This window comes from Achromobacter sp. 18P8.1.1 (assembly GCF_057799415.1).
Map to the genome: position 1 here is coordinate 67048 of NZ_JBYOKH010000020.1, position 25244 is coordinate 92291.

Below are 25244 nucleotides of genomic sequence, written 5' to 3' on the forward strand. Positions count from 1 at the left end.
GCCGACCCCTATAGCGATGCAATCAACCGGAGAACACAGATGCCCTACGTGAATATCAAAGTCACCCGCGAAGGAACCGCGCCCGGCGCGACGGCGACCACGCCCGAGCAAAAGCGCGCGCTCATCAAGGGCGTCAGCGACTTGCTGTTCGAGGTGCTGGGAAAGCCCCATGCGTCGACCTTCGTCGTCATCGACGAGGTCGACATGGAGAACTGGGGCGTTGGTGGCGTCACGGTGCCGGAATACCGCGCGCAACAGGCCAAGGTCGACAAGTAGATCCGCCGACATGGCATCCGGCTGCGGTTCCGGTGTTCAGGAACGGTGGTCGGATGCCCGCCGGACGGATCTGTCTGTGCCGCTGGCGCGACCGCTATTTGTCCACCGACCGCATATCGCAGGTCGTTTCCTCAGCGGTGCAGATGCCGCGAAACCAGGCGCGCACCTGTATCGCGGGCTTCTCATTGGCTGTCCAACCCGAGAAACTGCATGCCGTCGGGCCTGGCGGGACCCAGGCTGCGACCTTGGGCGCGGCATGGGCCGTGAGCTGCCAGCGAATGCCGCCTTTATCCGGGTTGTTTTTTCGCGCCAGCCCCATTCAGGAACAAGTCCATCACAGCCTGGAATTCCCTGGAAAGAGACAGGCCCGGTACGCTCAGCCAGCGCAGCAGTGCACCGAAATACAGGTGATGGAACGAGGTTGCAAGCTGGTCCGCGGCAAGGGTGGCGTCCAGCTCGCCCGCCTGCTGGCCGCCCGCAATCAGCTGTTGCCACGCGGATGCGATACCGCCGCTGCGCTGGTCGTCGGCGGACCCCATGTTCAGCAGCCGATACCGAAGGTATGCCATCAGATAGGTCGGATGCGCTTCGCACCAATCCGCCGACGCGCTCAAAATGCACCAGAGCCGGTCCCTGAATGTCTTGCATTGGCTGACCGCATGCTGCAGGCCCGCCAGGTCGCGTTCAAGCTCCGCATCCACCCAACAGGCAAGCACGGCCTCCTTTGTGGGGAAGTGGTTGTAGAGCGTTCGTTTGGCGACATCGGCAGTGGCGGCAATTTGCTCCATCGTCACGGTTTCGTAGCCGTGCGCGTCGAAGAGGGATGCTGCGGTGCGCGTCAGATGGGCCAGCATCTGCAGCCGCTTGCGTGCACGGCGTCCCGGGTCGTCGATCGGATCCATCGCTTGAATTCCATTTAAGTGCACGAATTGCAAAAGTATACGTCGTGCACTAATATGCGTCCACTTCCAGTGCCAGATTTGGAAAGGGCGAACCATGCAACTCGCTGTCGTGACTTACGGGACCGAGGGCGATGCCCGCCCCCTCGCGGCCCTCTGCCGCGCCCTGATGGATGCCGGGCACGAAGCCCGGCTGTTGGCCGACCGCTCCACGCTGAGTTCGGCGCACGCGCTGGGCGTGCCTTGCGGGGCGCAGTCGGGCGATATCCGGCAAGCGCTGATGCCCGGCCAGGCCCTTTCCGTCGCCGTGCAAGAAAAGGGCGGCTTCAACCGCACAGCCAAGGCGTTGGCGGAAATCGCCAACACCCACACGTCGGCCTGGATGCGGGAGGTGCTTGAGGCCTCGGAGGGTTGCGATGCCATCATCGTGTCGGGGCTGGCGGCCTTCGTGGGCTTGTCAGTGGCCGAATACCGGGGCATCAAGGCAATCGGCGCAGGCCTGATTCCGATCACGCCCACGGCTGATTTCCCTTCACCCTTCCTTCCGCCCGGCAAAGTGCCGCGCTGGCTCAACCGCGCCAGTCATCGCTTGGTCAATGGATTGCTGTGGCAGGCGTTCCGGAAGAAAACCAATGCAGCCCGGGCGAGTGTGTGCGGCTTGAGCCCCAGAAAAAAGGTGTGGACCGATCACCCCATGCTGTACGGCTTGTCGCCCAGTCTGCTTGCCCAGCCCGGTGATTGGCCCGGCAACGCGCGGGTGTGCGGCCAATGGAATATGCCGCCTGCGGCGTGGACGCCGCCTCAGGACCTGGACGACTTCCTGTCCGCGGGCGAAGCTCCCCTCTATATCGGATTCGGAAGCATGGCGGGCTTTGACCGCCGGCAATTCCTGGACACGCTGGTCAACGCGGTCGGCGGCCGGCGAGCCTTGTTCTATCCTGGTTGGAGCGGCATGGAGGCGGCAGCGCTGCCGGCGAACTTCTTCAAGATCGGCGAAGTGCCCCATCATTGGCTGTTCCCGCGCACCGCCCTCGTCGTTCACCACGGCGGAGCGGGAACGACCCATTCGGCGGCACGCGCCGGCGTCCCCTCGGTAGTGATCCCTTTCGCCGGAGATCAGTTCTTCTGGGCGGACCGGCTCCGGCAATTAGGGGTTGCGCCCGCGCCCGTGATGGGCAAAAGCATTTCTGCCGCCCAACTCAGGCAGGCGATCGATGACGCAGCGCGTGACGACATGCGAGTCCGCGCGCGCGCGCTTGGCCTGAAGATGGCCGGCGAGAACGGCCTGGGCACGGCAGTGAAGGCGGTCGAGGAACTATTGCGCCGCTGACGCGGGCGCCTGCTCGGCGTGGCTGACAGGCACCAGTTTTCGCCACCATGCTTCACCCGCGTGGGGCGCGTTCAGGTCCACCCGCTCGCCCATTTCAGGCGTGGTCAAGGCCACGTTTTTCATGGCGGCCAATTCCGCCACGCGTTCAAACGGTTCCTGCCAGGCGTGCATCGCCAGGTCGAAGGTGCCGTTATGAATCGGCAGCAACCAGCGGCCGCGAAGATCCAGGTGCGCCTGAAGCGTCTGTTCCGGCTGCATGTGCACGTAGGCCCAGCGCTTGTCGTAGGCGCCGGTCTCCATCAGCGTCAGATCAAATGGGCCGAAGGCGTCGCCGATGGCCTTGAAGCCGTCGAAGTAGCCGGTGTCTCCGCTGAAGAACACGCGCAGGTCCGCATCTTGGATGACCCATGATGCCCACAGGCTGCGGTCGCTGTCGGTCAAGCCACGGCCCGAGAAGTGCTGGGCCGGCGTGGCCGTCAAGCGCAGCCCGTCGACTTCCGTCGACTGCCACCAGTCCAGTTGTTCCACCTGCTTCGGATCGATGCCCCAGGCGATCAGTTGGTCGCCGACGCCTAGCGGGGTGATGAAGCGGCCGGTCTTGCCGGCCAGTTGCATGACGGCCGCGTGGTCCAGATGGTCGTAATGGTTGTGGGACAGGATGATCCCGGCAATGGGGGGCAGGTCTTCAATGGCGATGGGGGGCGCATGAAAGCGCGCCGGCCCGAACCATTGCACCGGCGAGGCGCGTTTGGAGAAGACCGGGTCGGTCAGCCAGTAACGGCCACGCAGTTTCAAGAGCACGGTGGAATGGCCCAGGCGGTACAGGCTGCGGTCGGGGGCGGCGTCAAGCTGGGCGCGAGTTAGCGCGCGGACAGGAATGGGTTGGTCGGGAACCGTGCCGGTGGGCTTGTCGAACAGGAATGCCCACGTCAATTTCAGACCGTTCCAGAAGCCCATGGGCGGGCGCGGCGATACGTTCCCGAAACGGCCGTCGCGATGCTGGGGCGAGTCGGGGTAGCTCGGCTGAGTGCAATGGACGTAGGCGGTATTGGCGGTCACGGCAAGAATTCCAAGCAGTAAGAAGGCAAGGGCGTAGACGGAGAGACGCTTCATGGAAGGCATCTTGAATGTAGACTGCACAGTGTAGTTTTGTTTTTTTAAAAAGTACACTGCCCGGTGTAAAATAGCGTTTCTATCGTCTTAGGCCGTTCCATGCCCAATCCGCCCAAACGTCTGACCGACCGCAAACGTGAAGCCATCATGCGTGCGGCGGTGGACGAATTCCGGACGGCGGGATACGAGGCCACCAGCATGGACCGCATTGCCGCTGCCGCGGGCGTTTCCAAGCGTACGGTCTACAACCATTTCCCCAGCAAGGAAGAGCTATTCGGACAGATGCTTGAGCAACTATGGGACAGCAGCGCCTCCAGCGTGGACTTGGCCTATCGCACTGACCTGCCGCTGGATCAGCAGCTTAAGCAGCTATTGATGCAGAAGCTTGAATTGCTGGGCGATTCCAATTTCATCGATCTGGCGCGCGTAGCGCTGGCCGAGATCATCCATTCCCCCGAGCGGGCGCAGGGCATCGTGTGCCGGATGGGAGAAAAGGAAAGCGGCGTCACCGCATGGATCCAGGCCGCGATCGCGGATGGACGCCTGGCCGCAGTCGACCCGGATTTTGCGGGCCATCAGTTGCAGGGGCTGGTGAAGAGTTTTGCGTTCTGGCCCCAGGTGACCTTGGGGCAAGCGCCGTTGAACCCGGCCGAGCGTCAGCGGGTGGCGGATTCCGCAGTGGCGATGTTCCTGGGCTGCTACCAGCGCCGTAGCTGAAGGGGCGGGCGGCATTGCGCCGCCCACGCACCCCGAATCAAGTCAGCTCAGGCCTGCCGGCCCATGATGCTTAGTGCCACGGCCTCGGCAATCTTGATGCCGTCCACGCCGGCCGACAGGATTCCCCCCGCATAACCGGCGCCTTCGCCAGCCGGGAACAAGCCCTTGGTGTTGATGCTTTGCAGCGTTTCGTTGTCGCGCTTGATGCGGATCGGCGACGAGGTCCGCGTCTCTACGCCGGTCAGCACGGCGTCGTGCATGCCATAACCCTTGATGGTCTTGTCGAAGGCGGGAAGCGCCTCGCGGATGGCGGTAATGGCAAACTCGGGCAGTGCGGTGGCCAGGTCGGTCAGGTGCACGCCGGGCGTGTAAGAGGGCAGCACGGAACCGAATTCCGTCGACGCCTTGCCCGCGATGAAATCCCCCACCAGTTGGCCCGGCGCGCTGTAATCGCCGCCGCCCAGCTCAAACGCGCGCGACTCCAGCGCACGTTGGAAATCCACGCCAGCCAGCACGTGTTCCGGGTAATCCTCCTCGGGCGAAATTCCCACGACAATACCCGCGTTGGCGTTGCGTTCGTTGCGCGAATATTGGCTCATGCCGTTGGTGACGACGCGATTGGGTTCAGAGGTTGCCGCCACCACCGTGCCGCCGGGGCACATGCAGAAGCTGTATACCGATCGCCCGTTGCTGGCGTGGTGCACCAGCTTGTAATCCGCCGCGCCCAGAATCGGATGGCCGGCGTTCGGCCCGAACCGCGCCTTGTCGATCAGCGACTGCGGGTGTTCGATCCGGAAACCCACCGAAAACGGCTTGGCTTCCATGAACACGCCCTGGTCGTGCAGCATCTGGAAGGTGTCGCGCGCGCTATGGCCGATGGCCAGCACGACGTGGTCGGCCTCGATATGCTCGCCACTGGCCAGCGTCACGCCGGTGATCTGGCCGTTCTCTCGCTGCAGCGTTTCCACCTTGCTGGAGAACCGGACTTCGCCACCCAGTTTGGTGATGGTGTCGCGCATGACTTCCACCATGCCCACCAGGCGGAACGTGCCGATGTGCGGCTTGCTCACGTACAGGATTTCTTCCGGCGCGCCGGCCAGCACGAATTCCTTGAGCACCTTTTCGCCGTAATGCTTGGGGTCCTTGATCTGGCTGTACAGCTTGCCGTCCGAGAAAGTCCCCGCACCGCCTTCGCCGAACTGCACGTTCGATTCCGGATTCAGTACGCGCTTGCGCCACAGGCCCCACGTATCTTTGGTGCGTTCCCGCACCGCCTTGCCGCGTTCCAGGATGATGGGCTTGAAGCCCATCTGCGCCAGTACCAGTCCGGCAAACAGGCCACAGGGGCCGGTGCCGATGACGATAGGGCGCTTGTTCAGGCTGGCGGGCGCCTGGGCAACGAACTTGTATTCGGTGTCGGGCGTGGGCTTCACATGGCGATCATCGTGAAACCGCTTGAGCAGCGCGGCTTCATTTTCGATATCGATATCCAGCGTGTAAGTCAGCAGGATATTGTGCTTTTTGCGCGCGTCGTAGCTGCGCAGGAAGATGGTGAAGCCGTGCAGGTCGCTGGCCGGAACGCCCAGTTTTTTCAGAATCGCTGCGGGCAATTCTTCGGGGGTGTGGTTCAACGGCAGCTTGATTTCAGACAGTCGCAACATGCTTTGGTCCAGATGAATGGGCGATCACAACGTCGCCAAACCGCGAATTGTACTGGACGGCACCTGACTGGACCCCAGCGAAAGGCCGTGGCATGGCCTCATTCGACGTCGTTTTTCTCCTGGAACGATTCGAGAAATTACGAGGCGGTTTTACTCGGCTTCCTACGGACTTGGTGGGGGGATATCACTAAAGTATTGCTTGTCTATTGCATTCGCTGCGATGGCATAAGCCCGACGGCAACGCATCGCGTGCGAACGAAACTGCGCATGCGGTGCGGCGCTAGTTCGCTGCCAGGGTCTTGTCGACCTTGGCGGTTAATCCTTTAGTCCCAGGAAAAAAACATGAAACGTAGTACTTTCGCATCTCTTTCTGCAGCCGGCGCATTGGTGGTGGCATTGGCGCCGGGCGTCTCGCACGCCCAATGGGATGGCCAAGTCAAATTCGTGGGTAAGGTCAGCGACGTCACTTGCCTGATCAACGGCAACGCGCCCGGCATGAACAACATTCTGGAAGTGCCCATGGGTGAGTACGCGCCCACCGTGTTTACCGGTATCGGTGTCAAAACCCGGGACGAACCGTTCCATATCAGCCTGACTGCCGGTGGCGGGCTAGCGTGCTCAACCAGCGCGACCGCCCGCGTCGCGTTTGACAACGATTCCATCCACGTTGACAAGGCATCTGGCAACTTGAAGATCTCCAGCACCTCGCCCGCTCAGGGCGTGCAGATCGAGATCTATGATGCCGGCAACAACCGCTCGGGCAAGATTCATCTGGGCGTGGCCCAAACGTCTCCCCAGGAAGTCGTGCTTGGCACTGCGGGTGGCACCCTGTCTTACACGGCCAACTACGTCTCGACCGCCGCGGCCGTCCTGCCTGGTACGGCCAATTCGATTATTCCGTTCATGGTTGCGTACGAATAATCGACGGCTGAGTCAGTAGGGGTATCAATCATGACGCTAGTGGTGCGTAAGATGTTTTTTGCTATGGCGGCTGGCGTCATGACCTGGGCGGCTTGCGCCAGTTCGGCGCAAGCTGCTTTGGTGCTGATGGGAACGCGGGTGGTGTACCCGTCCGATGCCAAGGATGTTTCAATCCGGGCCCGCAACGAGGGTTCTGAACCCATGCTTACGCAGGTTTGGGTGGATGATGGCAGCGCGGGCATCGCGCCGGCAAATATGGTGGTCCCATTCACGGTCTCGCCTGTGCTGACCCGGGTTGACCCAAACTCCAGCGCCCTGATCCGCTTGACCTATACCGGCGGCGAACTGCCGGACGACCGGGAATCCCTGTTCTACCTGAATGTGCTGGAAGCGCCGCCACGCAGCGATTCCACCACGTCGGCGATGTTCACCTTCAGGACTCGTATCAAGATTTTCTTCCGGCCAGCGGCTCTGCGCGACCGCCAGGAGGACGCACCCGCCGCACTCGAATGGAAACTGGTCGGCTCGGGGGGAAGCAGGGCGCTAGAAGTCAAAAACCCGACGCCATTTCACGTGTCCATGTCTTCCATCGAATCGGTGGTTGGCGGAAAGCGCACAAGCATCGGCAATGGGATGGTCGAGCCCTATGGTGTGCAGCGCTTCAAACTGCCCGAGGGCACAAGCACCGGCTCCGGAAAGATTCGCGTCGAGTACGAAGCGATCAACGATTTCGGCGGTCGTCACACGTTGACGCGCGAGTTGTCGCGCTAGACGCATCTGGCCGCGACGCTTCAGCGGCCATACCACTAAAGCACTTGCATCTGGATGGTTGGAATGTACGCTTCACTGCGGGGAAAGACACGTCTTGTGATTGGCCAATGCCGGGACGAACACGGGTTCGGTCATGCCGCACCGCGACTAAGGCCCAGGCGGTTGATCGTCGCGTTGGCCCTGGCTTTCAGTTCCGAAGCCCAGGCCGTGGAGCCTACGCGGCACGTCCAGTTCGACCCCCAGGTTCTTATGCCTGGCCTCGGGGGCGACACCATCGACCTTTCCCGTTTTGAGCGCAGTGGCTTTATTTCGCCGGGGCAGTACCGGCTGGAACTCTACGTCAACGGCAAGTGGCGCGGCACGCAGGATATCGAGTACCGCGGTTCGCAGGCGCTTGGCGGGCAGCCCTGCTACGACGTGGGCTTTTTGCAGCGCGCGGGCCTAGATGTTCAGCGCAGCGCCCGCTATGTCGCCGAGCAGGGTCGGGTGCCGCTGGGTGACAACCCGGTTTGCGAGGAACTGGACCAATTTGTGCCGGGCGTTTTGGTGAAGACCGATTTGGGTGAGCAGCGGCTGTATCTGACCGTGCCGACCTACTACCTGCGTACCGAATTGGCCGACAACTACGTGGATCCAAGTTATTGGGACAGCGGCATCACGTCGGGCAGGCTGAACTACAACGCCAATGCCAACACGATGGAAAGTCGCGGCAATCGCTACACGCGGGCTTATGCAGGCTTGAATGCGGGGCTGAACGTGGGCGCCTGGCGCTTGCGTCACATGGGGTCGTTGACGTGGGGGTCCAGGGGCGCTGGCGCGGACTATCAGCGCGGGCAGACCTATCTTAGTACCGACATCCCGGCATGGCGCTCGCAGTTGCGCATCGGCGAAACCTCCACCAATGGCGATTATTTCGACGCCGTATCGTTTCGCGGCGTGAATATCAGCAGTGACGAGCGCATGCTTCCTCGAAGCCTTCGTAACTACGCGCCGGTGATACGCGGCACGGCGTCCACCAACGCGTCGGTATCGGTGTATCAGCGCGGATTCCTCATCTACGAGGTCACGGTGCCGCCAGGGCCGTTTGCCATCGACTCCCTGCAGGCCGCGGGGTACGGCGGAGATCTCGAGGTCAAGGTCGTCGAGGCCAATGGCGAGGAGCGCCGATTCATCGTGCCGTTCGCCACGGGCGTAGAGCTCCTGCGTCCGGGTACGACGCGCTATTCGGTCTCGGCCGGTCGCGCGATGTCGTCGGTGAACCGCAGCAGCGGTCAGAACATATTCGAAGGGGTCATCCGGCGAGGCCTGAGCAATATGGTGACCGGCTATGGCGGCGTGGCAGCCAGCGATTACTACGGCGCGGCCATGGGAGGAATGGCGCTCAATACGTCGTTGGGCGCATTTGGCGGCGATGTGACCGTGGCCAGCGCGAATCTGCCGGACCAATCCAGCATTTCTGGTTCCAGCTATCGCTTTGCCTACAGCAAGAATCTTCCAAACAGCGGAACCAACTTTTCGTTGGCGGCCTACCGGTACTCCACCAGCGGCTACGTCGGTCTGAACGAGGCGATCGCCATGCGCGATGCGGGTCGAGGCAGACACTATGGCGATCTGGGCCGGCCACGCAATCGTTTCGACCTGAATATCAGCCAGCGCCTGGGGGCATCCGGTGGAACGCTATATGCCAGCGGAACCGCAACGCAGTACTGGAATCGCTCTGGCAGTGCCGTGAACTACAGCATGGGGTACTCCAACCAGTGGCGCGATGTGTCCTATTCGTTCAGCGTGCAGCGATCGCAAAGCATATGGCCGGGAAGCGCTGTATACAGGGCGGGCCGTGAGAAGAACACGGTGCTGGCGTTCAACCTCTCTTTTCCATTGGGCCGCTCCGCACGTGCGCCTGTGATGAATACGTTCGTCAGTCGAGACAGCCGGGCTGGCACCAACGTGACCACGGGCGTCGGAGGAACCCTGGATCAAGCCGGTGATCTTTCGTATTCCGTGTCCGCTTCCCGAGACACCCGTGCCGGCAGCAATTCGGCCAACGGCAGCCTGGACTACCGGGCGCCGATGGCCAGCGTGGGTGCCAGCGTTTCCCAGGGAACGGGCTACCGGCAAGGCAATTTGCGGGCCAATGGAAGCGTGCTGGCGCACCAAGGCGGGCTGACATTTGCGCCCATGATGGGCGAAACCGTGGGGCTGCTGTATGCGCCGGATGCCGAGGATGCTCGAGTCGGATTCGGGCAGAGCAAGATCGACAGCCGTGGGTATGGCCTGATTTCAAGCCTGTCCCCCTACCAGATCAACACCGTTGAGCTGAACCCGGGCGACATGTCCGATGACGTGGAATTGATGAACAGTTCCCGCACCGTGGCGCCGCGAGCGGGGGCGGTTGTGCTGCTTTCCTATCCCACCCGGCGTGCGCGGCCCGTGCTGATCGACAGCACGCGGCCCGATGGCAGCACGCTTCCGTTTGGAGCGGAGGTGTTTGACATCGCCAGTGGCGAGTCCATCGGCGGGGTGGGCCAAGGCAGCCGCATTGTCATGCGGGCGCCGCAAGACCAAGGTTCCATTCGCGTAGAGTGGGGCAGCAAGCCCGAGCAGCAATGCCAGATTGACTATGAATTGCCGCAACGCGCAAGAGGCGTCAAACAGGACGGCTTCGATACGTTGCAACAGACCTGCCACCCGGTGCCCGTGCAAGCGCGGCCGATGTCTCCGCTGGCGCGCCGATGAGCAACATCAATCGCGCCTGTTCCACGCGATGGTCGATAGGATGGCTGTTATTGCTGCTGTGCCTGCCGATGGCGGCTGCGTGGGCTGACCTGGCCGTCACCGGCACGCGCTTCGTCTATCGCGAGGGGGCAAAGCACGTCTTGGTTCCTCTGAGCAACACCGGCGAAGCTCCCATTCTGGTGCAGGCCTGGCTAGACCACGATGGCGCTGAAGCGGACCTTAGCCGCCTGCAAGTGCCATTCGTGTTGATGCCCACGCTGTTCAGAATCGACCCCGGCGAACGTACGACGTTGCAATTGCGGTATACGGGCGAGGCGCTGCCGCAAGATCGGGAGACGGTCTTGCGGATCAACCTTCGGCATACGCCATCCACCGGCCAGTCAGAGAACAAGCTGCAGCTGGTGTTGAGCTATGTGATGAAGGTGCTGTACCGCCCCAAAGGCCTTCCGGGCACGCCCCAGGATGCGCCAGGGCAGGTGCGATGGTCGTACCACCCTGGGACAGCGCAGGGCGCGCCCTACCTGCAGGCCGAGAACCCCACTCCGTACAGCGTGTCCCTGGCGACCGTCCGCATTCGCGGCAGACCGGGGGCCACCGAATTGAAGGGCCTGACCCTCATGCCGAAGGCGGTTGAACGGTTTTCGCTTCCCATGGACACGGCCGCGCCGTCCCCGGCGGGCGACAAGCTGGAATTTGAGGCCGTCGACGACCTGGGCCTTGTGGTGCCCGGCACGGCAACGCTGCGCGCCGCATCCCCCCGCTAACGATTTCTATGCGTCCCGGCCCAGCGGGAAAGGGGCGGACGCCACCTCTTGGAGTACATCAGCGATGAAAACAGTCTCGATTCTTCCTCGCCTTGGACGGCACGGCCGGCAACTGGGCTTGGGCGTCGCGCTAATAGCGGGTTCGGCAGGGCCTGCGCAAGCTCAGGTCTCCGACTACTACCTGAGAAATTGCAAACTATTCCAATTTTCCGCCAGCCCGGTCGGGGGGGCGACCCCTTGGGTCAAGACAGGCTTGGACACGTCCACGGTTGACAACGTGATCGCCACGCGCACGTTGAGCCTGAGCTCCGAGGGGACTTTCGTGCGTCAAGACGACACGGAGGCCAAGCCCAAAATGCTTATCGGTGGAAGGTGGGCGGGAGGACCTCCGTATGCGGGTGCCCTTATTCCGACCAACGTGAAAGGGTTGGCCATTCGCGTCAAGAAAGGCACCGCCGTGGTCAAGGCAGAGCGAATGGATGATTTTTTGACGCTGTATACCGCCAGGATCAGGTCCTCGCTCCCCCCGTTGTTAGTAGTGGGCCGCAAAGAGCAATATGGCACTTCGATCGATATTGAGCTGGTGGTGATAGGGGATGTGGCGCCAGGCACGCACACTGTGACGGGTCTGGATCCCAGGTGGAGTAGCACCGTGTTTGAAGCCGTGACGCTGCAGCGGCCCGAGGCATTGGCACCGGAAGTGGGTGCACATTTGGTTGCTCCCCTTGACGATGGACCCGTGCCGCCGGGAGGAGGCGTCCAGTGCTACCAGCGCCTGGAATTCGACGTCTCGGATATGTTGACCCTTGAGGGTGGGGGGCCGGTTATCGAGGCCAGGTGTACAGTGGACGCCAAATTCACAGGCGCCGGGTTCACGCTGCCGATGACCACCCACCGCGTCAACGAATTCCCGAACGATGGCGATGTTGGCCGGCAGGTTCCCTTCAGTGTGTCCGTAAATAGTTGCGCGGCCGGGGCCAAACCCAGGATTGCGTTCAATGCGCAGTACGGCTTGGTGTCGGGCGCCTCGGGCAGCGTCCTACAGCTCAAAGACGCGGGCCACGTGGGGGTCGCAAAGAATCTTGGCATTATCCTTACCCGGGCCGGCCAATCTTCTGCGTTAAGTATTGGTGATGGCCCTGGCGCCGTTGGCACCAAGTACGATTTTGACAACATTCCTGCCTCGGGCGTTGCTGCCAATGCCATGGCTGAGATCGCCTTGGAAGCCCGTTACAAGCGGGTAGATCAGTCCGGCGTGCGCGGTGTCCAGCCCGGCGCCGCCATTAGCCAAGTCAATTTCAAGATTTTCTATGATTGAAGACTGAACGCATACCGGCTGAGCGGTAAGGGCAACTTGGCCGCCGCGTTGCCGCGGCGGCCAAATCGTTCATGCCGGCGCAACCGCGCCGGCCGGTCAACCCGCCTTTATCACCAAGACATATCGATCATGCCGTAGTTGGCGCCCGCCAGCGGTACCTGGCTTGCAGATGCAGACACGGTGTTGCCCAGCATCGCGCCAGCGTTGACCCCCACAAGCGCCCCGAAGGTTTGGCTTTGGCCGGGGGCGAAGTCTACCTGGGTGGATGTTTGGGAATAGGTGACTTTTCCTTCGTTCAAGCCGACCAGCCCGCCCATCGTCATGCCATACCCCCAATAGGAAGACCAGCCCGATTGATAGCCTGTGACGCGGCCGGTGGCGGAGGAGTAATCAATCGTGGCTTGCAGCAGATTGTGGCCCACCAGGCCCCCGACCGTGGCGTAAGAGTCGCCCGCCACGATACCGCTGGCGTACCCGGCCCTTATCGTTCCCGAGTTTTGCCCCGCCAATCCACCTGCCACGCTGTAACTGCCGGCTTGCACGGCGCTGGACGAGCTTGAGTCCGAAACGTGTCCGCGGTTCTCTCCTACCAGACCGCCTATCGTGGCGTACTCGCCCGCGCGGACATCCGCGACGCTAGACCTGCCATACTCAATGGTGCCGGCGTTGGCCCCTACAAGGCCCCCGATGCGGGTGCCCGAGTTGGGGTAATAGGCGTTGACCGTGGCGCTGCTGGCCACGCCGTTCTGGATTAGGCCACCCTCGCCGTTGTAGCCGACCAGGCCGCCGATGTTGCGGGCATTCTGGTTATCTTCGACGCCGTCGCCACTGGCCTGAACATTGCGCAAAGTGCCGTTGTGGTTGGCGCCGACCAACCCGCCTGTGTTTGCGCCGTTGTAGTTGTCGACCTTGCCGGAGGCTGTGGAGTCTGAAACGGTGCCACCGGCATTCAGGCCAATCAATCCGCCGATGGTGCTGTCTGTAGTGCCCACGACTTGGCTGCTGCTATGGCCTTGGGTGATAACGCCGCTGTTGATGCCGACCAAGCCACCGGCGTTGTTGGCGTTCGACGCGGACACCATTCCCGAACTGCTGACGTTGTGGAGATTACCGCTGTTGTGGTTCAGCCCCACCAGCCCGCCGATATTGCGCTTGGCGCTGTAGGAAAAGACCGACGATGTACTGCCCGAATTTTGGATGACGCCGCCGTTGTTGACGCCAGCCAGCCCCCCCATTCCACCCCGGTCGTTAAGCAGCAGGTTTCCGCCGACCGTGCCGGACGTATGGCTGTCGAGGATGGTGGCCAGGGAAGACAAGCTTGCCTGGTTGATGCCGACCAATCCGCCCAGGGTGTGGGTTGCCGAACCACTGTAGACCTCCCCCGCGAACGTCGAATTACTGATGGTGCCGCCGGCGTTGGTGCCGACCAGGCCGCCCGTGACGTTGAAACGATAATTGTCGCCATAAACGGTGGTGGCGGAGACGCGCACGTTGTCGATCAGGCCGGCGTTGCGGCCAGCCAGGGTACCCACGGACAGGGGCATGGCGCCGGCGTTGGATGAACTGACGGCCATGGAGGTCAGGGCCAGATTGCGGATAATGCCGGCCGAGGACGAAAATAATCCGACGTTGCCGCCACCATTGACCACATTGAAGCCGGTCAGCGTGTGGCCCAGGCCGTCGAAGGAACCGTTGAAGGTGGCGTAGGCGCCACCGATCGACTGGAACATGTCCGTGCCGTGCAAATCCACGCCCAACACGTAGCGACCGTTAAGGTTGCGGTTGACGGCTTGCAGATCTTGCTGATTCTGGATGATGTTGTGAGGGATGTCGTTCGACAGGAAAGCGGTGCCATCCCCGTTCAAGGTGATGTTGGCCTGGGATCCGCCCAAGAAATAATTGGCGGATGCCGGGTTTGAGGCGGCTGGACCGGTGCCGTTAGCGGCAGTGGTGGTGTTCAGCGCAAGGCGGTTGCCACTGCCGCTTAACTGGATCTGGTCGTTGATCTGGATGCGATCGTCCGCCTTGAGGAGCAGCGCGCTTCCCGTGCCGTTCGTTGCCACGTTGCTGTTCAGAACCGTCTTGCCCGAGGCGCCGTGTTGCGCGTTCAGCGTCAGGCTGTTGCCGCTGCTCCAGTTGATGGGCGCGTTGACGACCACGTCCCCGGCAGTGCTGGCCAGTTCGATGTTGTTATCGGCCAGGTTGCGGTTCAGCGTGTTGGCGTGAATCGTTGCGTCGACGATGGCGGGTGTGTCGTTTTCGACCTTGACTTCGCTAGCGGCGATTTTGACGTTGCCGGTATAGCCATTGATGGCGCGGGTATCGAAGGTGGTGCCCATTCGGACACGAACACGCTGACCGGAGGCTTCAATGGCGCCGCCGTTACCAGGGCCGGTGAACGCATTCGCGGTAAGCCGGCCGGCCACGTCCACGACGCCTCGAGCGCCCCCGTCCAGCACGATTTTGCCAGAGGCGTTGTTCAGCATGTTGGCTTCGATGATGCCGCTATTGTTGACGACCGTCGTCAAGGGTGAGGCATTTTCGTGCCTGGCCTTTAGCAACACTTGCCCGTCGCTAGCCTGGATCATCCCCGCATTTTGCGCCAGGGCCTGGGTGGACGCGGCATTGACTTCCAGCTTGAGCAGGCCGCTTCCCATGCTGACGGTGAAGCGGTCTCCCGCCCCCAGGGCGACCGTGCCGCCATTGGCGCGGATCATGCCGCTGTTGGTCGCGCGCGCGCCCAGAAACACCACGTCACCGCCCTGAGCGGTGATCCGCGCGCCGTTGTTCTCGACGAAGTTCGTCCCGCCGCCTTCGAAAATGAACTCCCCGTTGGTGTTGTTGTAGAAAAGATCGGGGTTGACCGATCGTGTCGAGGCCACCAGCCCGCCCACGTTCACCTGAGCGCCCGAGTTGAAGACGATGCCCTGGGGATTGACGATGAATACCTTGCCGCCCGCATTGAGACTGCCGTTGATGAGAGAGCGGTCGCTGGCAGGCACGTAGTTCAGGATCATGTCGCTGGCCTGCTGGTTGAAGGTGAGGCGTTCGCCGTAGTCGACGCCGAAGCTGTTCCAGTTAATGACGGCCTTGGGCGTGGTCTGGCCGACGACCATTTCCCGGCCGATGGCCTGAATGCTGGCCGTGCCATGGGTCACCTCGCCGCCATCGGGCAGCGCGTTCGCCGCAGGCATCAATGCCGTCAGGCCGAGCGCGACTGCCGCCATGACGCCGGCGCGTACGCCAGAGCAGCTGGACTTGCCGCGTTGCTTGGCGGATTCGCCGGCGACGCTCCAGCATCCCTTGGATTCATTCCATACCACGGTATAGGACTTGTTCATGTCTTCCTTCTTGCAAGTGACGCACGGGAGAAGTTCCGTGCGGGGTTGAAAAACGCGTAAACGCGTCGGGGTCAGAAAAGACGGGTGGCCTGGAACCACAAGCGCGGTTCGCGTTTGGGGCCTTCTTGTCGATAGTTGTTCTGCTCCAGCGGCCATGCCGCGGTCAGCGTGATCTGGTGCTGGCGGCCGGTCTGGATCAGGCTCACACCCGTGGCCGACAGGTGCTGGCTGTTGCGGCCGCCGATCCACGGGCGCTTGTTGAGCCGCACGGCGCCCTTGTCCACGAAGGCCGCCAGTTGCAGGCCGGGAAGCGGCAGGTAGCGCAGGTCCAGGCTGCTTTGCCAGCCTTCATCTCCGCTGCCGGCGCCATTGGGAAAGGCGCGTACGCCGAATGGCCCGCCCAGGCTGAATTTCTCGGAGCTGTCCAGGTTCTTCGACGCCCGTTGCGCGCTGAATTGCGCGGACAGCATGAAAGGGCCGGGCAGGTTCTGCAGGCGCAGCAGGGTGAGGTTGGCCTTGGCGAACCGGCCGGCCGCGCGGTTGTAGAGGCGGTCGCCCTGGCGGCTGGCTGCGTCGCGCAGCTGCAGTGAGCCGACGCCGTAGGACAGGTACAGGGCATTGCGGCCGCCGCCCAGGAAGGCGTCGTCGTTGTTGCCGCTAAGGGATGCCGTCCATAGGCCGATATGCTTGCGGCTGACGACGTCGAACAGATCCATGGCGTCGCGCATGCTCTTGTCTTCGTACTGCAGTTGCGCCTGCAGATTGATGCTGCGGCCCCGCAAGACGGGTTGCTGGACGAAGACGCTCGCGATGGAGGCGTTGCCGTGCGCTTGCAGCAGGTCGAAATCCCTGCCCAGGCGATAGCTCATGTTGGAGACGCTGGCGCCCAGGCGGGTCAGGCGCGCTCCGACCGGTACCTGGTAGGCCATGCGGTAATAGCGCTGCTTCTTGTCGCTGGTCAGCAGGCGCAGGTTCAACTGGTCGCCCAGGCGCAGCGGACTGTTCACGTCCAGACTGCCGGCCAGGCGAAACTCGCCTGTGTAATAGCCCCCGAAGTTGTCGGCGTCCAGGCTGCCCGCCACGAGGGGGCCGGGGTCGGCATCGATGAACAGTTCCGTGGAACCGGGGGCTTGCCCCGGGCGCAGGGTGCCCTGGACCCGGACGCCGGGAATGTCGTTGACGAGCATCAGGCGGTTGTCTAGCGCTTCAAGGTGCACGACGTCGCCTGGGCGCAACGGGGAAAGCGCCCGACGCAGGACCGAGTCGCGAACGCGAGTTCGGTTGGTGAGCGTCAGGCCGCCATAGACGCCTTCCTGAATGGCGATCTGGACGAGACCATCGACGATTTCTTGCGGCGGGAGGTAGGCCCGGGCCAGTAGATAGCCGTGGTCTTGATAGAACCTGGTGATGCGGTCGGCGGCGGCGCGCAGGCCGTCAAGGTCTTGCTGCGTACCGGTCAGATCGGCTAGCAGGGCCAGCAGATCTGTGTCCGGAAACACATGATTGCCTTGCAGATGAAAGCCGCTAATGGCCACGTTGGGGCCTTCCGATTGGCCCGTGGCCGAGGGCCGCGCGGGGGCAGAGCCCGACACGTCCAGACCGGGTTGCGAAGCCGGCGGGGCAAGCGCGGGCAGCGTCGATTCCAGTTCGCGCAGCGACCGGCCGGCGTCAGGTATCTGAGCCGGCGTCGTGGTATGTGTCAGCGCCAGCAGAAGTCCGCCGATCCCTTGACAAGCTCGGTGAGCCAGGCCGCTACGGAACGGAAATGGATCTGAGGGAAAAGAAGGGGGAGATTTTGGGCGCAGCAGCGCCACGGCGTTTCGCAATATCAATTCGTTCTAACCGTCTTTCGCAACGGCCCTCTCTGGGTCTTTTTTATTGTTCGAGCGAAAGGCCGCTACCTTTGCTCAGCGCGTGCGACAAGGGCCCGGGACAAGCTCGTTCCGGTGTCGTTGCCACATGCGATGACTATAGGTATGTGTAAGACGAAGAGAGTTAGTAAGACTACGAGATTGAACTGCGGTGTATTCGGAAAATAATTTAGCTATGCACGTGATTCTCTAGAATTTTTATTGAGGTTCGTGCGGACTTCGGAGAATTGGTGTTGTTTTGCGCGAATTAGTCCTAGATTTCGAGAGAGGTGGGGGTAATTGAGTCCTAAATTGAGGGGTGCAGATCGTCTGGTAAGCAAACGGGATGCGCATTTAGCATGAGGTGCCATCTACAATTAAATCGGTGATGGTGGTCCCGCGCTTGATAAGGAGAGAGTCCCGGTGTCTGAAGCCAATATATTCGTCGCACTGGTCGATGATCATCCTGCCGTGTCTTTGGGGGTGCAGGCGGTGTTGAACCGAAACCCCGCAATTGTCATTGTTGGGCACGCCCAGGATTCAACAGGGCTCGTTGAGTTGCTCAACGAAACGCGCTGCGACTTGCTGATTTCAGATTTTTCGATGCCCGGCGGAAAATACGGCGACGGCTTGGCGCTGGTGTCGTATCTGGCGCGAAACTACCCGAACCTGCGCACGATCATTCATACGATGTCCGATAATCCCATGTTGATATGGGCGCTGGTACGGCAAGAGATCATGGGGGTGGTGAGTAAATGCGATTCTCCCAGTCATCTTCTGAGTGCGGTGAATTCCGCATCCGCCGGTCGACGGTACTATTCGCCCGTGATTCAGGAGCTCTTCATGCACAACATGAGGATGGGAGACGTGGAAAGGCTGACGCCTCGCGAAACGGAGATCGTCCGGCTATTTTGCGCGGGGGGAACGATTACCGACATCGCCCAACTCGTGCATCGCAGCGTGCAGACGGTAAGCACCCAGAAGCGAAGCGCGATGCGAAAGCTGGGCGTGACAACGGACGCGGCGTTGGTGCGGCACGTGCTCAGCAACGGAATCAAGACGTCGCTGGACATGGCCGGTGCCACGGACGCCGAACCTGCGGCCTAGCTCCGAACAGGACGGGGCGGCATCGGCCGCCCAGCAGGTCAGAAGAATTCGTCCAGCAGGCAATAGAACTTGATGCGTTGCGCGTCGGGCGCGACGCCATACTCGCGGAAGAAGGGCGCAACCCAATCCTCCCCCACATTGCGGGCGATGCTGCGCGCAGCCAGGGCAAGGTCTTGAAAGCGGTCTGCGATGCCCAATCGACCGCAGTCGATGAAACCGGTGAAACGGTTACCGTCGACCATGAAGTTCGGCAGGCAGGCATCCCCATGCGTGACGACCAAGTCATGTGCCGTAGGGCAGGTCGATAGCAGTTCGGCCAGCACCTGGCCGGCTGATTGCCCCAGCCTTTCATCGTCGAAATCCGCTTCATCAACCAATCCGGCGTCGACGCGCCGTTTTGCGTCGGCGATGCGGGGCGCCAGCCTGTGGTCGAACGGGCAGGATTCCGTTGGGACGCGATGCAGGTTGCGTAATGCCGCGGCCAACAGGCCAATGACCTGGCCCGGGGGCAGAGGGGCACTGGCCAGGTCGCAGCCTTCCAGCGCAGTCATCAGCAGCCAGTGGCGGCCACCGTCGTCTACGGAATCGAGCACGGTGGGGGCCGGTTGGCCGATCTGCATCAACCAGCGAAGGCGATTGATCTCGTCGGGCAACTCGTTCACGGAGCTGGCAGATTCTGATTTCAGAAATAGGTCTGGCTGGCCGGGACGCCGCACGCGGAACACGTCTGCGCGCGACTCGCCAATGGACTGTTGTTCGATGGAGGCATGAGCGAAGCCGTCGCGCCACTTGGCGGGCAGGGCGATGCGGTTGCAGTCCGTTGTATTGAGCGATTCCATTGGCTTGCCAATTCTCTAGGCGGCTTCAGAGCGAGCTTCGACATGATAATCAGACTTGGCCACACTTGGCGCTATCCGCGCCCGGAATCGCTTTCGTACTGTTGCCACGCGTCCCGCGCGCTGGCGCCCTGATGGATCATCGCCATCAATGCCCGCACCACCGCCGCGGGATTAGCGTGCTGGTAGACGTTGCGTCCGTACACCAGGCCCACCGCGCCCTGGTCCAGCAGTTCCCATGACCGGCCGAATACGCGTTGCAGGTCTTCACGGCCGCCGCCTCGTACCAGAACGGGGCATCGAGCCGCCTGCACCACGCGGTGGAAATCGCGGGTTTCGGTGGTGGGATCGGCCTTGATGATGTCGGCGCCCATTTCGCGAGCCAGGCGCACCAGTGTCACGATCTTTTCGGCGTCGCCGTCCACCATGTAGCCGCCGCGGGCAGAGTGGGGCGCCATGACCAGCGGTTCGATCATCAGCGGCATGCCGTAGCGGTCGCAGTCGGCCCTGACGCGCGCGATGTTCGAGACGCATTGGCGGAACAGGTCGGGTTCGTCGGGCAGCATGAACAGGTTGACGACGACGCAGGCCGCATCCATCTGTACGGCGGGCAGCACCGGGTCTTGGGTGTTCTGGAGCACGGCCCACATCACGCGGTGCGTGGTGGCGTTGTAGGGGTTGCCCATGTCCAGGCGCATCACCAGCGCGGGCTTGTCACGCCCCGGGCGTTGCTGCAGCAGGCCGGCCTGGCCGTAGTTGAGCTGGATGGCGTCGGGGCGCGCGGCGGCCAACTGGTCGATGACGGCGGGCATGTCTTCCAGGCCGTCCAGGAATCCGGGTTCGTTGCAGACGCCGTGGTCGACGGCGATGTCCAGGCAACGCCCGGCGGTCAGCAGGCGGTTCAGGCGCGCTTCTTTGTTGTGCGTCATTGAGGTTTCCTTGTCCGTCAGTCGAGGTTGGCAAGATGGTGGGCGGCGGCCGCGTCGATGGCGGCGAGGGCGGCCGTATCCAGCCTGAGGTCGGCCGCGCCGGCGTTCTGGATCGCCTGCGTGGGCGTGCGCGCGCCGCACAGGGCGGTGCTGACGCCGCCGTTGCGGGTGGTCCAGGCGATCATCAACTGTGCGTATGAGCAATCCAAGCGTTGCTGCAAGGGAGCCAATGCCTCGAAGAAGGCTTTGAGCCGCTGGCGGTTGGCGGCGGAAAAGCGCGGGTTGCCGGCGCGCTGATCGTCGCCTGTGAATTGCCGGTCGGGGTCGATCGGGCCGGCCAGCAGGCCCAGCGCCAGCGACGAATAGCCCAGTGAGGCCACGCCGTGGTCCCGGCATGGGGGCAGCAGCGTGGATTCGATGTCGCGGTCGATCAGGCTGTAGCGTTCCTGGATGGCGTCCACGGGGCCCTGCTCCAGGTATTCGGCCAGCGTCTCGGGCGTGGCGTTGCTGATCCCGATGGCGCGGATCTTGCCCTGGCGCTTCAGGTCAAGCAGCGCGCCCATGGTTTCGGCGACCGGCGTGGTGCTGTCCTGCCAGTGCGTGATGTAGAGGTCGATGTAATCCGTTTGCAGGCGGGCCAGGCTTTGTTCCACTTCATGGAAGATGGAGGCGCGGCCCAGATGGCGGTGCACGGGTTTGCCGTCTTCGTCGAAGAAGTGCGCGCCCTGTTGCGTGTGCCAGACCAGCCCGCATTTGGTGGCGATGACGGCGTCGTGCCGGCGTCCTTTCAGCGCGGAGCCGACCAGGCGTTCGGCATGCCCCAGGCCATAGGCGGGCGCGGTATCGATCAGGCGGACGCCGGCGTCCACGGACGCGCGGATGGCGTCGATGGCTGCGGCGTCGTCGCCGCCGCCCCACATCCAGCCGCCCATGGCCCAGGTGCCCAGGCCGACGGTTTCGCATTCGATGCCGGACGCGCCCAGTGTTGTGATGTTCATCGGTGTCCTTTCTTGACGTTCATAAGATGGTCGACGGTGACGGCGGCCAGCAGGATCAGGCCCTTGACGACGTCTTGCCAGTACGGCGAGACATCCAGCAGGATCAGGGAACTGGTGACGACCGAGAGCAGGGCAAGACCCAGCACGGCGCCCAGGACCGTGCCGGAGCCGCCTTTCAGGCTGGCGCCGCCGATCACCACGGCGGCGATCACGTTCAGTTCCATTCCCAGGCCGAAGGTGGGCGTGGCGGCGCCGAAGCGTGCGGTGTAGACCACGCCCGCCAGCCCCGCGAGTGTCGAGCACAGCACGGTGACCCAGAACTTCACGCGGCCCGTGCGGATGCCGGAATACAGGGCGGCTTTCTCATTGCTGCCCGTGTAGAACACCTTGCGCAGCAGCGCCGCCCGGCGCAAGGCGAAGTCGCTGACGATGACGATGGCGGCGAAGATCAGGATGACGGCGGGGATGCCTCCGATGACGCCCTGGCCGATGAACTTGAACTGCGCCGGTAGCGAGAACAGCGACTGCGGCGTGCCCTGCGTGATGGCCAGCGACAAGCCGCGCACGATCACCATGAAGGCCAGGGACGCGATGAAATGGCTGAGCCCGATGCGGGTCACGCACAGGCCGATCAGCGCGCCCACGACGCCGCTTGCCGCGATGGCGGCCAGGCTGGCGGTCCATGGGTCCACGCCCATCAGGAACAGCTTGCCGGTGATCACCATGGCCATGCAGACGACGGAGCCCACCGACAGGTCGATGCCGCCCACGATCACCAGCAGGGTCATGCCGACCACGACGATGCCTTCGATGGAAAACGACAACAGCATCGCGCGTATGTTTTCCCAGGTCAGGAAATGCGGTGACGCGAAGCTCATGCCGATGGCAAGAAGCGCAATGATCAATAACAGGCCGGCTTCGCGCATGCTTGCCAGCCGGTGCCGCAACGGGACCCCGGTGGGGGGGCGCGCGGGCGTCAGTCCGGCGTCATGCAGCAGAACGGCGTCGGCCGCGGGGGAGGGTTTGAGTTCGGACATCAGATCGTCTCCTGGGCGCTGAGGCCCGAGGCTAGTCTCAGCAGCCTTTCTTCAGTCATTTCGCTGGCCGCCAGCTCGCCGGCCAGGCGGCCGTCGCGGATCACCAGCGCCCGGTCGCACAGCCCGATGATTTCGGGCAGTTCGGAAGAGATCACGACCACGCCCACGCCCTGGCTGGCCAGGTCGCGCAGGATGTGATGGATCTCGGATTTGGCGCCTACGTCCACGCCGCGCGTGGGTTCGTCCATCAGCAGCACGGCGGGGTTGGTGGCCAGCAATTTGGCGATCGCCACCTTCTGCTGGTTGCCGCCCGACAGGCTTGCGGCGTCGATGGCCACGCCGTCGGACTTGAGCTTGAGCCGCGCGCCCAGCTCCGTGGCCAGGCGCCGTTCCGCGCGTCGCCGCAACAGGCCGAAACGCGAACTGATGCGGGCCAGCGCCATCGACGATATATTCTGTTCAATGGGAAGTTCCAGGAACAGGCCCGCCGCCTTGCGGTCTTCGCTGAGGTAGGCGATGCCATGGCGCAGGGCGTCGCCGTAGCGGCGGATCCGCAGCGGTTCGCCTCGCAACCGCACGCTGCCGCGCCGCGCGCGCCGCAGACCGCACAGCGTCTCGGCCAGTTCGCTGCGCCCGGCGCCCATCAGGCCCGAGATGCCCAGGATCTCGCCGCGCTTGAGCGTGAACGAGATGCCGTGCACGCTGACGTCGTCGGCGATGCCGTCAACTTCAAGCAAGGGGGCGGCGTTACCGCCTGCCGCCTGTTTGGGCGGGTAGTAGCAGCCCAGGTCACGCCCGACCATGCTGCGCACCAGCGCATCCGGCGTCAGGCCCGACAGCGGGGCGCAGAGTACGTCGCGGCCGTCGCGCAGGACGGTGACGCGGTCGCAGTGCTGGAAGATCTCGGCCATGCGGTGGCTGATGTAGATGATGCCGATGCCCTGTGCTTTCAGATCGTGCAGCACGCGAAAGAGGGCGGCGGATTCCACTTCGGTCAGCGCCGCCGTGGGTTCATCCAGGATCAGGACTTTGCAGTCCAGGGTCAGCGCTTTGGCAATTTCGACCAGTTGCTGGCTGGAGATGCCCAGGTCGTCCACGCGCAGGCCAGGGTCGATCTGCTGCCCCAGCCTTGCCAGTACCTGGGCGGCGCGCGCATTCAGGCTGGCGAAGTCCATCCAGGCGCGCGGCCGGGTGGTGATCTCGGGCATGAAGATGTTCTCGGCTACCGTGGCGTCGCCGCACAGCGCGATTTCCTGGTGGACCAGACCGATGCCCAGCCGCATGGCGTGGGCCGGCCCGTCGATGACCACGCGCTCGCCGTTCAGCCGGATGTCGCCCTCGTCAGGCGCGTGGATGCCGTCGATGATTTTCATCAACGTCGACTTGCCGGCGCCGTTCTCGCCGCACAGGGCGTGGATTTCGCCCCGTTGCAGCGAGAAATGCACGCCGGCCAGCGCGCGCGACGCCCCGAAACGCTTGGCGATGCCGTGCAGTTCCAGCAGGGGCGGTTGCGCGGTCATTCGTTGATGCCCTTGGTGCCGCGGCGCGCCAGGTACTTGTCCCAGTAGAAGTCGTCGGCGTTGGCCTTGCTGACGATGGACAGGCCGTTGTCCAGGAAGGGTACGGCCATCGGGTTGGTGCCATTGCGCTTGGCGTCGTTCATGGGGTCGATCAGTTGCTGGTTGCGCGCCAGGAACAGCAGCATCATGCCCATGTAGCCTTGCACGCCCTGGTTCGGGTTGACCGAGCCATAGACCTCGCCCGACTTGATCATGTCCAGGATCTTGGCGTTGACGTCGCAGCACAGCACCTTGATGTTCTTCTTGGTTTCGATGCTGGCTTGCGCCGCGCCCAGCGCGGAATTGGCTTCGGGCATGAACAGCGCGGCCAGGCCGGGATTTGCCTGCGCCAGGCTCAAGGTGGCCTGGTAGGCCTTGTTGGGGTCCTGGTTGCTGGCGGCGCGGCCCACGAGTTTCATGCCGGGGTGCTTCGTCTTCATGCGGTTGATGAAGGCGGCGATGCGGCGGTCGTGGTTGTCCTGGCCGGGGTTCTCCAGCACGGCGTAGTCGCCTTTGCCGTTCAGCGCCGCGGCGATCGCGTCGGCGGCCTGGGCGCCTTCGCGTTCGTTGTCGGACGTGACGAACGACACGCGCTTGGAGTTGGGGGAGTCGGCCGCGAAGGTGACGACGGGGATGCCCATCGCCGCGGCGCGGTTGATGGGCTCGATGAACGGATCCGGGTTCATCGGGTGCAGCAGGATGCCGGCGGGCTTGCGGGCCAGCTCCTGCTCGAAGGAGGCCAGTTGCTTGTTGACGTCGTACTCGGGCGTGCCCGAATACCGCGTCTTGACGCCTAGCGTGTGGCCCAGCTGCTTCATCATTTCATAGACCGGGAACCAGTATTCCACCCCGGACACCATGACGTTCATGACATAGACGTCGCTGGCGGCTCCCTTCAAGCCCGTACCCGGCGCGGCGGGCGCGCTTTGTGCAAAGGCATTGGCTCCTGCCAGGCTGGCGCCCGCAGCAGCTACGGTCTTCAAGAAATCTCTTCTCATGTTGCGCTCCTTTTCCTCGCATTGATCCATTGCCTGCTGGCTTGGATACCCGGTGGTGAGCCTGATTGGCTTAACTCGTTGTT

At 63.0% G+C, this 25244-nt stretch carries 20 protein-coding genes; 9 read left to right on the forward strand and 11 right to left on the reverse strand.

The genetic code is table 11. From position 1 onward, the window contains the following. The first annotated feature begins 39 nt into the window (after positions 1–39). On the forward strand, positions 40–276 hold the full coding sequence (locus AC27VE_RS14850; protein ID WP_006224253.1) for a tautomerase family protein: 237 nt from the start codon (positions 40–42) through the stop codon (positions 274–276). Positions 277–563: 287 nt separating this feature from the next. On the opposite strand, the gene AC27VE_RS14855 is transcribed toward AC27VE_RS14850, so the two are convergent. Then, positions 564–1178, reverse strand: coding sequence for a TetR/AcrR family transcriptional regulator (locus AC27VE_RS14855; RefSeq protein WP_488704297.1), 615 nt, complete (start codon positions 1176–1178; stop codon positions 564–566). A gap of 94 nt (positions 1179–1272) precedes the next feature. On the opposite strand from AC27VE_RS14855, the gene AC27VE_RS14860 reads away from it, so the two are divergent. After that, positions 1273–2505, forward strand: a complete 1233-nt coding sequence (locus AC27VE_RS14860) for a glycosyltransferase (protein ID WP_488704298.1) — start codon at positions 1273–1275, stop codon at positions 2503–2505. Here the strand turns inward: AC27VE_RS14860 and AC27VE_RS14865 are convergent. Continuing rightward, on the reverse strand, positions 2491–3618 hold the full coding sequence (locus AC27VE_RS14865) for an MBL fold metallo-hydrolase (protein WP_488704299.1): 1128 nt from the start codon (positions 3616–3618) through the stop codon (positions 2491–2493). The genes AC27VE_RS14860 and AC27VE_RS14865 overlap by 15 nt on opposite strands. A 99-nt stretch (positions 3619–3717) precedes the next feature. Here AC27VE_RS14865 and AC27VE_RS14870 point away from each other — a divergent pair, with 99 nt between their 5' ends. Beyond that, complete coding sequence (locus AC27VE_RS14870; RefSeq protein WP_006224258.1) at positions 3718–4335, forward strand: TetR/AcrR family transcriptional regulator; 618 nt, start codon at positions 3718–3720, stop codon at positions 4333–4335. Between the two features lie 47 nt (positions 4336–4382). Here the strand turns inward: AC27VE_RS14870 and AC27VE_RS14875 are convergent, their stop codons facing one another. Then, positions 4383–5996 (reverse strand): NAD(P)/FAD-dependent oxidoreductase, encoded by a 1614-nt coding sequence (locus tag AC27VE_RS14875; protein WP_280025961.1) that lies wholly within the window; start codon positions 5994–5996, stop codon positions 4383–4385. A gap of 342 nt (positions 5997–6338) precedes the next feature. Here AC27VE_RS14875 and AC27VE_RS14880 point away from each other — a divergent pair, with 342 nt between their 5' ends. From AC27VE_RS14880 to AC27VE_RS14900, 5 genes are all read left to right on the forward strand, one after another. Continuing rightward, entirely contained in the window at positions 6339–6917 is a 579-nt protein-coding gene (locus AC27VE_RS14880) for a fimbrial protein (protein ID WP_488704300.1), read from the forward strand. A gap of 30 nt (positions 6918–6947) precedes the next feature. Then, positions 6948–7688 (forward strand): fimbria/pilus periplasmic chaperone, encoded by a 741-nt coding sequence (locus AC27VE_RS14885; RefSeq protein WP_488704301.1) that lies wholly within the window; start codon positions 6948–6950, stop codon positions 7686–7688. A gap of 162 nt (positions 7689–7850) precedes the next feature. Continuing rightward, complete coding sequence (locus AC27VE_RS14890) at positions 7851–10424, forward strand: fimbria/pilus outer membrane usher protein (RefSeq protein ID WP_488704302.1); 2574 nt, start codon at positions 7851–7853, stop codon at positions 10422–10424. Next, positions 10421–11188 carry a fimbrial biogenesis chaperone gene (locus AC27VE_RS14895; RefSeq protein WP_488704303.1) on the forward strand — a complete coding sequence of 256 codons (768 nt, stop codon included), beginning with the start codon at positions 10421–10423 and terminating at the stop codon, positions 11186–11188. Before AC27VE_RS14890 ends, AC27VE_RS14895 begins: the two co-directional genes overlap by 4 nt. Positions 11189–11510: 322 nt before the next feature. After that, positions 11511–12506 (forward strand): fimbrial protein, encoded by a 996-nt coding sequence (locus AC27VE_RS14900; RefSeq protein WP_488704304.1) that lies wholly within the window; start codon positions 11511–11513, stop codon positions 12504–12506. A gap of 110 nt (positions 12507–12616) precedes the next feature. Here AC27VE_RS14900 and AC27VE_RS14905 read toward each other — a convergent pair whose 3' ends face one another. Next, positions 12617–15847 (reverse strand): two-partner secretion domain-containing protein, encoded by a 3231-nt coding sequence (locus tag AC27VE_RS14905; RefSeq protein WP_488704305.1) that lies wholly within the window; start codon positions 15845–15847, stop codon positions 12617–12619. Positions 15848–15918: 71 nt separating this feature from the next. Beyond that, the gene (locus AC27VE_RS14910; protein ID WP_488704316.1) at positions 15919–17571 is read right to left on the reverse strand and encodes a ShlB/FhaC/HecB family hemolysin secretion/activation protein; all 1653 of its coding nucleotides are present in this window, start codon (positions 17569–17571) and stop codon (positions 15919–15921) included. A 549-nt stretch (positions 17572–18120) separates the two neighbouring features. Between AC27VE_RS14910 and AC27VE_RS14915 the strand changes: the two genes are divergently transcribed. Then, positions 18121–18804: a response regulator gene (locus tag AC27VE_RS14915; protein ID WP_488704306.1), complete on the forward strand. Its 684-nt coding sequence runs from the start codon at positions 18121–18123 to the stop codon at positions 18802–18804. A 38-nt stretch (positions 18805–18842) separates the two neighbouring features. Here the strand turns inward: AC27VE_RS14915 and AC27VE_RS14920 are convergent, their stop codons facing one another. From AC27VE_RS14920 to AC27VE_RS14945, 6 genes are all read right to left on the reverse strand, one after another. Then, complete coding sequence (locus AC27VE_RS14920; protein WP_488704307.1) at positions 18843–19643, reverse strand: APH(3')-II family aminoglycoside O-phosphotransferase; 801 nt, start codon at positions 19641–19643, stop codon at positions 18843–18845. A gap of 71 nt (positions 19644–19714) precedes the next feature. Next, positions 19715–20569 (reverse strand): class I fructose-bisphosphate aldolase, encoded by an 855-nt coding sequence (locus AC27VE_RS14925; RefSeq protein ID WP_488704308.1) that lies wholly within the window; start codon positions 20567–20569, stop codon positions 19715–19717. 17 nt (positions 20570–20586) lie between these two features. After that, a complete protein-coding gene (locus AC27VE_RS14930) occupies positions 20587–21567 on the reverse strand; it encodes an aldo/keto reductase (RefSeq protein WP_488704309.1) in 981 nt (326 codons plus the stop codon). Beyond that, positions 21564–22604: an ABC transporter permease gene (locus AC27VE_RS14935; protein ID WP_488704310.1), complete on the reverse strand. Its 1041-nt coding sequence runs from the start codon at positions 22602–22604 to the stop codon at positions 21564–21566. Before AC27VE_RS14935 ends, AC27VE_RS14930 begins: the two co-directional genes overlap by 4 nt. Next, complete coding sequence (locus tag AC27VE_RS14940; protein WP_088587129.1) at positions 22604–24124, reverse strand: sugar ABC transporter ATP-binding protein; 1521 nt, start codon at positions 24122–24124, stop codon at positions 22604–22606. The genes AC27VE_RS14935 and AC27VE_RS14940 overlap by 1 nt, the downstream gene beginning before the upstream one ends. Further along, positions 24121–25161 (reverse strand): substrate-binding domain-containing protein, encoded by a 1041-nt coding sequence (locus tag AC27VE_RS14945; RefSeq protein ID WP_035212942.1) that lies wholly within the window; start codon positions 25159–25161, stop codon positions 24121–24123. The genes AC27VE_RS14940 and AC27VE_RS14945 overlap by 4 nt, the downstream gene beginning before the upstream one ends. Between the last annotated feature and the right edge of the window lie 83 nt (positions 25162–25244).